This window comes from Paenibacillus sp. 3LSP (assembly GCF_032465655.1).
Lineage (GTDB): Bacteria > Bacillota > Bacilli > Paenibacillales > Paenibacillaceae > Fontibacillus > Fontibacillus barengoltzii.
In genome coordinates this window covers 1-11,487 of record NZ_JAWDJI010000247.1, presented here as the reverse complement: position 1 = coordinate 11,487, position 11,487 = coordinate 1, and the positions used below count along the sequence as shown (strand labels likewise).

At 52.5% G+C, this 11,487-nt stretch carries 12 protein-coding genes; 8 read left to right on the top strand and 4 right to left on the bottom strand.

All coding sequences use genetic code 11. The features are described from left to right. The 7 genes from RW092_RS21795 to rbsK form a co-directional block, all read left to right on the top strand. Positions 1 to 321: serine hydrolase (locus RW092_RS21795; protein ID WP_316011269.1), on the top strand; the 321-nt coding region annotated here is incomplete at its 5' end. A 77-nt stretch (positions 322 to 398) separates the two neighbouring features. Continuing rightward, positions 399 to 1,358, top strand: coding sequence for a GNAT family N-acetyltransferase (locus RW092_RS21790; protein WP_316011268.1), 960 nt, complete (start codon positions 399 to 401; stop codon positions 1,356 to 1,358). Between the two features lie 78 nt (positions 1,359 to 1,436). Then, the gene (locus tag RW092_RS21785; RefSeq protein ID WP_016311255.1) at positions 1,437 to 2,729 is read left to right on the top strand and encodes an ABC transporter substrate-binding protein; all 1,293 of its coding nucleotides are present in this window, start codon (positions 1,437 to 1,439) and stop codon (positions 2,727 to 2,729) included. Between the two features lie 12 nt (positions 2,730 to 2,741). Further along, positions 2,742 to 3,644 carry a carbohydrate ABC transporter permease gene (locus RW092_RS21780; RefSeq protein WP_028540031.1) on the top strand — a complete coding sequence of 301 codons (903 nt, stop codon included), beginning with the start codon at positions 2,742 to 2,744 and terminating at the stop codon, positions 3,642 to 3,644. Then, positions 3,644 to 4,519: a carbohydrate ABC transporter permease gene (locus tag RW092_RS21775; RefSeq protein ID WP_016311257.1), complete on the top strand. Its 876-nt coding sequence runs from the start codon at positions 3,644 to 3,646 to the stop codon at positions 4,517 to 4,519. The genes RW092_RS21780 and RW092_RS21775 overlap by 1 nt, the downstream gene beginning before the upstream one ends. A gap of 68 nt (positions 4,520 to 4,587) precedes the next feature. Continuing rightward, positions 4,588 to 5,295: a PIG-L deacetylase family protein gene (locus RW092_RS21770; RefSeq protein ID WP_016311258.1), complete on the top strand. Its 708-nt coding sequence runs from the start codon at positions 4,588 to 4,590 to the stop codon at positions 5,293 to 5,295. A gap of 372 nt (positions 5,296 to 5,667) precedes the next feature. Continuing rightward, complete coding sequence (gene rbsK, locus RW092_RS21765; RefSeq protein WP_127576666.1) at positions 5,668 to 6,990, top strand: ribokinase; 1,323 nt, start codon at positions 5,668 to 5,670, stop codon at positions 6,988 to 6,990. Positions 6,991 to 7,071: 81 nt separating this feature from the next. Here the strand turns inward: rbsK and RW092_RS21760 are convergent, their stop codons facing one another. The 4 genes from RW092_RS21760 to RW092_RS21745 all read right to left on the bottom strand — a co-directional run bounded on the left by RW092_RS21760 (position 7,072) and on the right by RW092_RS21745 (position 10,612). Beyond that, positions 7,072 to 7,614, bottom strand: a complete 543-nt coding sequence (locus RW092_RS21760) for a flavin reductase family protein (protein ID WP_260071673.1) — start codon at positions 7,612 to 7,614, stop codon at positions 7,072 to 7,074. Between the two features lie 244 nt (positions 7,615 to 7,858). Next, a complete protein-coding gene (locus RW092_RS21755; RefSeq protein WP_260071672.1) occupies positions 7,859 to 8,533 on the bottom strand; it encodes an SOS response-associated peptidase in 675 nt (224 codons plus the stop codon). Positions 8,534 to 8,630: 97 nt separating this feature from the next. Continuing rightward, positions 8,631 to 9,929, bottom strand: a complete 1,299-nt coding sequence (locus RW092_RS21750; RefSeq protein WP_316011267.1) for a sensor histidine kinase — start codon at positions 9,927 to 9,929, stop codon at positions 8,631 to 8,633. Positions 9,930 to 9,940: 11 nt separating this feature from the next. Further along, positions 9,941 to 10,612 (bottom strand): response regulator transcription factor, encoded by a 672-nt coding sequence (locus tag RW092_RS21745; RefSeq protein WP_316011266.1) that lies wholly within the window; start codon positions 10,610 to 10,612, stop codon positions 9,941 to 9,943. 215 nt (positions 10,613 to 10,827) lie between these two features. On the opposite strand from RW092_RS21745, the gene RW092_RS21740 reads away from it, so the two are divergent. Beyond that, positions 10,828 to 11,229 (top strand): beta propeller repeat protein, encoded by a 402-nt coding sequence (locus RW092_RS21740; RefSeq protein WP_085170911.1) that lies wholly within the window; start codon positions 10,828 to 10,830, stop codon positions 11,227 to 11,229. The last annotated feature ends 258 nt before the right edge of the window (positions 11,230 to 11,487 follow it).

Genomic DNA, 11,487 nt, shown 5'->3' with positions numbered 1-11,487 from the left:
ACCTGGATGATTTCATCCGAACCGCAGCCGAAAATTATTTGCTCCTTCCCCACGCGGCCGTGCACGGACGGCGTGCCGGGCGGCTGCCGCGGCCTCGGCTGGGTGCTGCGCGGCGATCCGTTTGACGCCGCCGGCGACCTGCTCTCCCCGGTGGCCTACGGCCACACCGGGTTCACCGGCACCAGCCTCTACATCGATCCCGAACTGGAGCTGGCTTGCGTCCTGCTTACCAATCGCGTTCATTACGGGAGGGATCGATCCGTGGCCGGCTTGCGTGCCAAGTTTCACAACACGGTTGCCGCAGCGATTGCTGATGCATAGCAACTGCGGCAACAGGGACCGTTGATCGCGAAGTTTATTTCAAAATAGTTCAACGCTACAGAACAGGAGGGATCATCATGGGACAAATCGCAACCCGGGGGTACCGGCCTGGCGACGAAGGGCCGCTGGTCGAGCTTTGGAACCGCGTGCTGCTCCTCGACCCGGTGACGGCGAAGCGATTCCGGAATTTGGTGCTGCTGGACGCCAACTTTGATCCAGAAGGCCTGCGTCTCGCCTTCGACGAGACGGATCGGCTGGTTGGCTGCGTTTATGCGGTGCGCCGGCAGCTTCCGATGAGCGGCACAGAGCTGGAGCCGGAGAACGGCTGGATTCCATTCTTCTTCGTGGATCCCAGGTTTGAACGGCAGGGCGTGGGCAGCCGGTTGCTGCTTGAAGCTGAACGCTTCTTACGCGAGCACGGCTGCACGAAGCTGTTTTTCGCTTCCTACGCCCCGAACTACATCGTGCCCGGCATCGACGCAGCGGGATACCCGAAAGGAGCGGCATTTCTACAAAAAAACGCCTTTACCAAACAGTACTCCGCCGTTGCGATGGATTACAGCCTGGTGGGTTATGAAACTCCGCCCGAGGTCGAAGCGCTGAAGCGGCAAAGGGAGGAGGAAGGTTATACTTTTCGCACGGCGCAGGATAGTGATTTGACGGAATTAATCCGCTTTAATCTGGAGATTTTTAATCCGGACTGGGCTCGCGCGATCCGTGAAGGGATTCTTCAAGGGTTGCCGCTGGAGCAAATTTTAGTGGCCCGTGAGTGCGGCCGGCTTGTCGGCTTCTGCCTGTTTGGCGGGTACGAAGGGATTCGCGAACGATTTGGGCCATTTGGTGTTCATCCGGATCAACGCGGCCGGGGCATCGGCAAAATTCTACTCCATCACTGCCTTCACACCATGCGCGCCCACGGGCTGCACGGAGCCTGGTTTCTCTGGACCGGCGAGCAGAGCCCGGCAGGGCACCTGTACAAACAAACCGGTTTTTCGGTGACAAGAACCTTCGACATCATGGTCAAGACCCTCGCATAAACACCTCATCCGCATTGCGTAAAAACAGAACAGCCACAAGCAAACACGATCCTAAGTCCGATCCTGGGAGGGAGAAGCGTGAAAAAAACGTTCATTTGGCTTTTAACGATCGTCTGCGCCATCGGCATGACCGCCTGTTCATCCGGCAACAACGCGAGTTCCTCCTCGAAAGTGACCCTCACCTTGCTCTCGCATTATACCGGTGAAAACGAGAATTTCCTCAAACCTTACATCGAACAATGGAACAAAGAGAACCCCGACATCCAGGTGAAGCTGACGCCGGTCGAATTTGACCAACTGCTCAGCACGATGATGACCAAGCAGACCGCTGGTCAAGTGGCTGACATTGTCCATACGTACACCTTATGGGGCGGACAGCTATCCAAGAATAAGGTGCTGGCTCCGGCACCGGAGGATGTTGCGGCTGACATCAGAGAGAATTACCCCGAATCCGCCGTGGCTGCAGCAACGATCGACGGGCAAATCTTTGGTTATCCGACCGAAGTGCAGGCATATGGTCTGTTCTACAACAAGCGGTTGCTGAAGGAAGCAGGTTTTGAAGCACCGCCGAAAACGTGGGATGAATTGCTGCAAATGGCTTCGGCCATCGAGCAGAAAGACAAGGACGGCAAAACCACCGTACAAGGTTTTGGCTTCTTGCGAGGTTATGCCGGTAAAGTTGTCCAGCCATTTATGGGCCTGCTGGCTACAGCCGGAGGCACGCTGTTAAGCGAGGATTTAAGCAAGCCGAATCTCGACAGTGAAGCTGCGAAGCAAACGATCGACCTCTATTCGAAGGTTTACGGGAGTAACGGAATCTCCGACATCGGGTTCGAAACGACCAAGGCGTTTGGCGCCGGTCAAGTGGCAATGACAATTGAGGCCGGCTGGTGGGCGGGTTCCCTAAAAACGCTCATGAAAGACAGCTTCGTCGACGTAGGTGCAGCCCCGCTGCCTTCACCGGACGGTCAAACTCAAGGCTCGTTGGCCTATACCTGGGCCTGGGGCGTCAACTCTAAGTCGAAGCATCAAGAAGCGGCGTGGAAGTTCCTCAAATGGTTTAACTCGGTGGAGGTGAAGAACGGAATGACGCCGGAAGGGAACTTCCTGATCGAAGGCTTTAATACGGTACCAGCGCGCAAAACCGATCTCGCCTCGCAGACGATCCAAGACAAGCTGGCCGCCGACCCGATCGCCAAAACGTTCTCTGATGCGCTGCAATACGCCAATCCTGAACAAAGCCCGGCCACCGCTTCGGAAATCCAGGACATTTTGTATAAGCAGATAGAAAATATGTGGGCAGGCAAAGCCACGAAGGAAGAAGTGCTTGAAAATGCCCAGAGGGATATCCAGGCGAAGCTGGGACAATAAGGGGACCGGCCAATGAAACAGAAGCTAGGTTTAGCATATCGAGAAGGCTTGGTTGGTTATTTGTTCCTGACGCCGGTGTTTGTATTTTACGCGATCTTCCTGGTGATCCCGTTTATCTTCTCCCTGTTTCTCAGCTTTACGGAATGGGGCGGCTTTGACCTTGCATCGATCCGGTGGGTAGGTTTAGCCAATTACCGTACATTGTTTTCAGCGAATTCCACCTTTCTGCATCCGATCTTGACCAACACATTCACGTTTGCGTTTGGTACGGTAGCCATTTCGTTTGTCTGTGCATTGGCAGTCGCCTATTTCATCACCCGTCTGCGCTGGGAAGGTCTATGGCGAACGCTGTACTTTCTGCCGTCGGTCACAACGGTTGTCGCCATCGGCAACATTTGGCTGTACCTGTACAACCCAACAAATGGGTTGATCAACGAAATGTTCACTTGGGTAGGTATCCCTCGGCAAAACTTCCTGCAAGACCCCAACACCGCGCTGACGTCGGTTATTGTGGTTGGAGGCTGGCTCGGGATCGGCAGTTCCATGCTGATCCTGTCCGCCGGACTCAAAGCCATCCCGGAAGACTACTACGAGGCGGCGGATCTGGAAGGGGGAAGCGTGTGGAAGGTGTTCCTCGGGATTACGCTGCCGCTGCTGAAGCCATCCATCACCTTCGTACTGATCACCTCGTTTATCGGCGGGCTGCAGTCGTTTACGTTGACCATGGTCATGACGCGCACCGGAGGTCCGGGCGATGCTACCAATGTTGCAGGCTTGGAGATGTATAAGCAGGCGTTTTCCTTTGGTAACTGGGGCCTTGCCAGCGCGATGGCGTTTGTGTTGTTCGTGTGCATCATGATCATTACGGCGATCCAAATGCGATTTTTTAGACAGGGAGGGGTGGAGAGCTACTAATGCGACGGAGAAAAAAGCCTTGGGTTTCCTTCACCATCATCGTCATCGGCTCCATCGCGATGCTGTTCCCTTTCCTGGATATGATCTTCAGCTCGTTTAAAGGGCCGGCGGAGTATAACAGCTTGTACTATCGCTTTTTACCGGAGACGTTCCAGTTCGGCAACTACAAACTGGCGTTTGAATCGTTAAACATCGGGTTGCTGTTCAAAAACAGCCTGCTCAAATCCGTCATCACCACCATTTTGGTGCTCCTGACGAGCTCGATGGCGGCGTATGCGCTGACGAAACTGCGGTTTCGCGGACGGGATGGGATCTTTCGGTTTATTTTGTCGACGATGATGATTCCGAGCTTTCTGTTCTTTATCCCGAACTTTTACATCATGACGCATTTTCCATTGGTAGGTGGTAACGATCTCTTTGGTAACGGGGGCGTAGGCGGGATGACGACGTCGATCCTGTCCTTGATACTCCCCTTTGCGGTAAGTGCGTACGGCATATTCCTGATGCGGCAGTTTATTATGACGATCAATAACGCTTACCTGGAAGCTGCCCGTATTGATGGTGCATCAGAGTTCCGTATTTATTTTCGGCTCATTTTGCCGATGACGGGACCTGCGTTAGCGACTCTGGCGATTTTTGAATTTATCGGGCAGTGGAACGAGTTCATTTGGGCGTTAATTATTAACTCAGTCAATCCGGAATTGGCGGTCTTACCTGTTGGCGTTCAAATGCTGAAGGATCATCTGGATCCTACTTTAACCCAACCGCTTCTGATGGCAGGACTTGTCATCTCAACGGTGCCAATTCTCATCGTGTTTATCATTCTGCAAAAATATTACGTTCGCGGCATGATGAACTCAGGGTTGAAAGAATAGGCATGGCGAGTATATAGGTTTGCAAACGGTTTGCGAACAATACTACGAATTGAAGGGAGATTCTAATTATGGAAATGGATAAGCCGCAACATATTTTGGCCATCGGAGGACATGCCGGAGATATGGATTTAACAGCGGGGGCTGTGATTGCAAAATACGTACAGGCGGGGCATAAAGCGACCTTCCTGCACTTGACGCCAGGCGAGAAGGGGCATCCTAAGCTGTCCCCAGACGATTATGCGAAGCAAAAAATCGAAGAGGCCCACCGTTTCGCCGAAATCGTTGGGGCCGACGTACGGTTTCTTGCCTACAAGGATGCGGAGCTGCCAGTTGATGAAGAGGTGAAATATCAGGTTGCGGATGTCATCCGCGAAGTGAAGCCGACGCTTCTTATTACGCATTGGAAGGGCTCGATGCATAAAGATCATTCGAACACACACTACATCGTTGAGGATGCCCGGTTTTATGCGGCGCTGAAAACGATCGAACGGGCGCTGCCCAATCACTACCCCGGCCCGGTCTATTATGCCGACAACTGGGAGGACCCGTACGACTTCCAGCCGGAGGTGTTCGTGGATATTCCTGATGAAGCCTATGAAACGTGGGTTAAAGCGATGAACGTGTACGCCTATGCACGCGGTGAAACGTCCGGCTTCCCCTTCATCGAATACTACAAAGCGCTGACCATTGTGCGCGGAGCACCGGTCGGGTTCAAGCGGGCCCAGGCATTTATGGTTCCGCCCGGCGCATTAAATAAGCGGGTGCAGTTTTTATAGTATACACATGCCGACCGGGGCCTTGGGGTCCCGGTTATTTGATTATTGGACCTTTAACTGGAGTTGTTGCTCTCTGGCGGCCCCTTTTTAACCATTATCCCGTTGGTTCAGGAATACCTGAGTTAGGCGGTGAAGCGGGTGGTGGTGAGATCGATGGAGAGCGGGGACAAAATAGGTGGAGAGTAGACCTGATTCAGATACATAATGATGCAAAAACGCACGATCAGACTACAAGTTCGCATGCCATCTGACTGAAGGGGATAATGGTGGAAAAGGGGCTGCACAATGGTTGTTGTTCTGGATTCCAACTTGCTGAAAGCAAGCTTCTGGCATAAACTTGAGGGCAGAAACTAAGTTTAAGGGCGGATGGTTATGACTTTGACGCAACCTAAGGTGGCTGTGATCGGCAGTTTGAATATGGATATTGTGGTGGAGGCGCGGCAAATTCCACAGATCGGGGAGACTCTGCTGGGCGACCGGGTTCGCTTCATCCCGGGAGGTAAAGGGGCAAATCAGGCGGTTGCCGCAGCTCGTTTGGGGGCGAGCACCTCAATGATTGGTGCGGTTGGGGCGGATGCTTTTGGAGACGATCTGATGGCTGCCTTGCGCAAGGAAGGCATTGATGTCAGCGGCGTCAAACGGCTGACCGATACGGCAACAGGTGTTGCTTCAATTTACGTTGCCGATGGTGACAACAGTATTCTGGTTGTTCCCGGAGCTAACGATCAGGTGACACCGGCGGATATCGATCAGCACTTGGACAAGCTGAAGGAGGCCGATATCGTGCTGCTCCAGCTGGAAATTCCGGTGGAAACGGTGTTATATGCAGCGCGAATTGCTAAGTCGTTGGGCAAGAAAGTAATTTTAAACCCTGCCCCGGCTCGGGAACTTCCGGCAGAGCTTTATGGCTGTATCGACTATATAACGCCGAACCGTACGGAGCTGGGGAGATACGCCGGGATAGGATTGGACATGACGGATGTGAACAGCGACTTCCTCCGCCTGGCGATGCAGCGCCTCAAGGAACGAGGTGCGGCCCAAGTTGTGACCACGTTGGGCGCTGATGGATCGGCCTATTTGGCTGAGGCGGGGGAGGTTCGAACCGTGGCGGGACATGTCATTTCTGTTGTAGATACGACAGGGGCCGGCGATTGTTTTAATGCTGCGCTGGCCGTCGCTCTCGTTCAGGGGCAAAGTCTGGAAGAAGCCATACAGTATGCGTCGCTGGCTTCCGCGCTGGCTGTGACGAAGTTTGGTGCTCAAGCGGGTATGCCAACAGCGGACGAAGTGCGGCGTTTTGCGGCGGGAACGGGCTTGCCCCAAGCAACAACGCTAGGAGAGCAGATCCGCGTAAAGCGGATCTACGAAACGGCAGCCCCCGAGGACGGATACCGCATCCTCGTGGATCGCCTATGGCCGCGCGGGATGACCAAGGCCGATGCGGCGATTGACGAATGGATGAAGGGAATCGCTCCCAGCCCGGAGCTGCGCAAGGAATTCGCGCACCGGATGGAGCGGTATGCGGAATTTAGCACCAACTATTTGCGCGAATTGAACAGCAGTCCGGAATGCGCCGTGCTGGCGGACCGGATCCGCGAAATCGCGCGCGAACGTCCGGTCACCTTGCTGTATGCCGCCAAGGACCCGGTGTATAATCACGCGAACGTGCTGCGGCGTTGGCTGTTAGATCAGTAAAGCAACAAAGCTGCTCCCTCGCTATTGAAGCGAAGAAGCAGCTTTTTTCGCGTAAGGAAACTAGAGAATATCACTGCGCTGTCAGCTCTGCTGCAAAAACCGGAACCCCTTCTTAACCCCGTCTCCGGCATATATCACCGGGTTCAGCTTGTCGATCAGCAAACGACCCTCCGCGCTCAAATATTCCTTGGCGACGGATCGGCTGACGATTCGGCCAAAAATATGGGTCAGCCCCGGGAATTCCTCGCTCTCGACAACTTCAACAACCCGGCAAGCGATGGAGATCGGACACTCTTTAATCGCCGGGGCATTGACATGCTCCGAAGCTACCGGTGTCAGGCCGGCTGCGGCGAATTTGCTGCCCTCTGCACCGGAGCGTGAACCGCAATAGTTTATTGCCTCCTGCAGGGAGCGATCCGGCAGGTTCACCACGAAGTCGGCTCCCGCCTTGAGATGCTGTGCGGCAAATCCTTTGCTGTTGTAGCCCAGCACCATCAGGTCCTTCAGCGAGTAAGAGGACGAGGACGGCGTCACGTGCGCAACCCCATTTTCATCGTAAAAGCTGGTTAAAATGACCGGGAAACCATAATACATTTTTTCAAAGTTAACCTCGATTTTCTCCATGTTACATCCTCCTAATCCATCTATTTCTTACCAAGAAGCTCTCTATTGAAGATAACGCTGGAAAAGGAGCGATAAGGTGATTCCGGTCACACTATCTTTTACAGAGCATGTAAGGTATGGCAAGCTCTGAAGGAGAGCGATAAGACGGCAGACTAAATTAAATTAAGCCAAATGAAAAGCTCCTGGACATGATCGTCCAAGAGCTTTTTTTGCATGTATATGTAACAAAGTTGCCCCCATGCGCTTAACGCTTCACCCAAGCTAACTCCAAGTCCATCTCCCGGATGCATTCATCGGAATCGTACCGGTCATTGTCGATCAGCGGCGTTACGGGATAGGCCTGCATCTCCTCCGCTACATGCGGCCGCAAGATGGGGTCCAGTGCGTCGAGGTCACTAACCTCTTCATCCAGCCACCGGGTCATAGCCTCGGGGGACAAAATCGCCGGCATCCGGTTCTCAAACTCCCCGATCAGCGGGTTCGCCTCCGTCATCACAAGGGTGCAGGTGCGGAGCGGCTCGCCGCGCGTATCCCGCCAAATTTCGTACAGGCCGGCGACTCCAAAGATGCCGCGGTTTTTCAGCACGACCCGCACGGGGTATTCTTTCTTGCCGTCTTTTTTCCAATAATAAAAGCCATTGCAGGGGATCACACAACGCTGCGTACTGATGAGCCGACGGTACGTCGGATTCTGGTGGACGTTTCGCAGATCGGCATTCACCGCATCTTTGCCCCAATAAGGAACGAGCCCCCAGCGGAACTCGTCAAGCACCCGCTCCCCGTCCTGTTGAAGTACCACCGGCGTAGGCTGTGTAGGGCTGATGTTAAAGCGATTTTTATAATAACACATGACCCGTCCGATCTGAAAATGTTCCTGAACCTCCGGCAGCTCGGCCGCCATGGAAAACCGTTGACACATAAACTCTCTGCCTCCTTTACCAAGTTGTGATGTATTGTTTGCTAAAGGAGGAAAATAATTCAATAATTCATATTAATTTTTGGAGATATTCCGCGGATCACTTGGCAAGCGAAAACGAAAACGTAGTCGCTTGATTCTCCACACTTCTGACCTTAATCACGCTGGCATGCTGTTTGATGATCGATTGTGCGATGGAGAGGCCCAGGCCATAGCTGCCGTCTTTATACGTGCGGGAGCGATCGGCGCGGAAGAATCGGTCGAATACCTTTGGAAGGTCTTCTTTGGCAATTCCACGCCCATTGTTGGTAATGGAAAATTCGATGCGTCGGCCTGATCTTGTCAGCGACAGCCGAATCCAACCGCCTGGACTCGCATACTTGATGGCATTGTCGAGCAAGATGCCCACCACCTGGCTTACACCGTCTGGGTCCCCGGATACGATCAGGTCGGGCTCAATCGAACGGGTGAGGGAGAGCCTTTTGCTTGCTATTGCCGCTTCCATGGACTGGGAGACGGTGTCGACAACTTCACTAAGGTTAAAATGTTCTTTGTGCAGCGTTATCCGTTCATCGTCGGTTTTGGCAAGAATCAGCAAATCCTGGACGAGCTTGCCCATCCGGTCCGTTCCGGCCCGAATGTAATCAATCCACTTCATTTGGTTCTGAATGGTATCTTCCTGACTTGCGACAAGTGCGTCACAGTTCGCATGGATGATCGAAAGCGGCGTTTTTAGTTCGTGGGAGGCGTCGGCTACGAATTGCTTTTGCTTCTCCCACGCTCCTTGGATTGGCTTGATCGCCCGGTTAGCGAAGTAAAAGCTCACACCCAAAATCACGATCAGCGTGCTGAAGCCAACGAATAGCAGGGTCATAAGAAGTTGATTTAGCGTGCTGTTCATCTCCGTAACATCCAGGAAAATGAGGCTGTAGTTTTGGTCGTTAACGGCTTGTGGAATCCCGTCTTCGCCAACGACCTGAACGCGGATGGGAGCGACGGAATACCGCCATTCTCTGTCTTCCAGTTTAATCATTTCATTCTCGTCTTGGTTCTTCCAAGCGATCTCCACGAGCTGTTGATATGCACTTTCAGGCAAATTAACGGCGGATTCGATACGGACGATCCTTCCGTCTTCGTCAACTTCCACATGAAAAGTGCTGATATCATCCGCAAACCTATGCCTTACTGTGGTTGGACTCCCGTTTTGTCCCGATGGTTGATTTGGATTGTCAGGCCCAACTTGGATTTGTGTCTCAGGCTGAGTATGAAGACGTTGACGAATATCCGCCTGCAGATTGCTGTACGCAATGAAATAGACAAAGGCGAATGCTGCAATGATGACGCCTGAAGTAATGGACAGATTTAAAAAAAGTAATTTATTCCGCAACGTACTGAACATAGTCCCACCCTCTACGGTTTCAGGATGTATCCCGCTCCCCGAATCGTTTGGATGATTACAGTTGAACCCATCATTCCAAACTTTTTACGAAGGAGGGAAATGTACATCTCCACACGGTTTTCGTCCGCGTCTGTCTCATAGCCCCATACTTTTTCAATTAGCATCTCTTTCGAGGTGACGAAGTTCTTTCTGCGCATGAGCAGTTCCAACATTTGAGATTCCTTGGGAGGAAGTTGGACCTCATCAGCCCCGCATCGGAGTATGAGAGCAAGCGGATCCAGCTGTAAGTCGCCGCATGTCAACAGTCCGTCCAGATGCAATATCGTTCCTCGCCGGCCAAGCGCTCGCAAGCGGGCAAGCAGTTCATCCGTCTGGAACGGCTTGGCCAAATAATCATCGGCTCCGCAATCGAGCCCATGAATTTTGTCCTCGGTCCCCCCTCTCGCGGTCAGCAAAATGATCGGGGTCATGATGTCGTTGTCCCGCAGTTCCTGGAGAACGGCGAGTCCGTCCATCTTGGGCAACATAATATCCAGAACGATAATATCGTAAATTCCCGAAAGGCCGTGATGTAACCCCTCTTCGCCGTCAAAGGCCAAGTCGACCGTGTAGCCACTTTTTTTCAATACCTGAGCGATGGCTTCTGCAATGAAAACCTCATCTTCCACAAGCAAAATCCTCAATCCTCTTACCTCCAATTCATCGCATAGACCCTCTTCATTAGAAATTATAAATGGCTTCCCTTTAGATAACCTTAAGGGCCGGACGGTTTACCGATGGAAGATATTGCTGCAAATTTCTCTGCAAATCAAAGGTTAGCTAAAGGTTCATCCCGTACGATGATCCATGTAAGCAGCGCTGCTTGATAAAAAAATCAAAAAAATGGAGGTATCCCACGATGAAATTCAAATTTCTATCCGCGATGAACAATAAGAAAAAACTAGGTACTTTGCTTGTATGCGGGGCGCTTGTTGCTTCCCTCGGTGCGGTATCGGCTTCGGCCTCCAATTCGTTCACAACCCTGTTAGTTAAATCGGAAGACGGTGCGAGATGGTACTCCGAAGACGACGGCAAAACCTGGAGCCAAGAAGCACCTAATGGGGTAAACGAAACGATTGATGCTGACGGCAAAGTGACCATTTCAAGAGGAACGGCTCCTGTGGAAGGAGATCGTCAGGGACCAACAGAAGGAGTCTTCACCCACAGGGGAAGCGTAAAATTGTTGGTGAAAACGGAGAACGGCAAGAAGTTGTATTCCGTTGACGGCGGCAAGACGTGGAGTAATCAAGCGCCTCAGTAATTCGGTTGCAAGTCAACAAATCCGCAGAGTGGGAGTGTTTTTACTCCCGCACTGCGTTTTTTTTGGATATGGATATGAAGCGATCCCGGAAACTTGGCGCCAAAAGCTTGCCATGCGAGAGACGATTGAGGATCTGGCAGAACGAATATGTTTAGTCAATTCCTAGGAGGACACAGCTCAGGCTGATGTCCTTTTTTTAGTGCGGCGTGCCCAGCTAAGCACGCATCTTCTAGCCGGTGAAAGTCCGGTCGCGGGAAG

Excerpts from the sequence above, each read along its gene's own strand:
- RW092_RS21790 (WP_316011268.1), top strand. The coding sequence starts at position 399 with ATGGGACAAATCGCAACCCGGGGGTACCGGCCTGGCGACGAAGGGCCG.
- RW092_RS21780 (WP_028540031.1), top strand. The coding sequence starts at position 2,742 with ATGAAACAGAAGCTAGGTTTAGCATATCGAGAAGGCTTGGTTGGTTAT.
- RW092_RS21775 (WP_016311257.1), top strand. The coding sequence starts at position 3,644 with ATGCGACGGAGAAAAAAGCCTTGGGTTTCCTTCACCATCATCGTCATC.
- RW092_RS21770 (WP_016311258.1), top strand. The coding sequence starts at position 4,588 with ATGGAAATGGATAAGCCGCAACATATTTTGGCCATCGGAGGACATGCC.
- rbsK (WP_127576666.1), top strand. The coding sequence starts at position 5,668 with ATGACTTTGACGCAACCTAAGGTGGCTGTGATCGGCAGTTTGAATATG.
- RW092_RS21760 (WP_260071673.1), bottom strand. The coding sequence starts at position 7,614 with ATGGAGAAAATCGAGGTTAACTTTGAAAAAATGTATTATGGTTTCCCG.
- RW092_RS21755 (WP_260071672.1), bottom strand. The coding sequence starts at position 8,533 with ATGTGTCAACGGTTTTCCATGGCGGCCGAGCTGCCGGAGGTTCAGGAA.
- RW092_RS21750 (WP_316011267.1), bottom strand. The coding sequence starts at position 9,929 with ATGTTCAGTACGTTGCGGAATAAATTACTTTTTTTAAATCTGTCCATT.
- RW092_RS21740 (WP_085170911.1), top strand. The coding sequence starts at position 10,828 with ATGAAATTCAAATTTCTATCCGCGATGAACAATAAGAAAAAACTAGGT.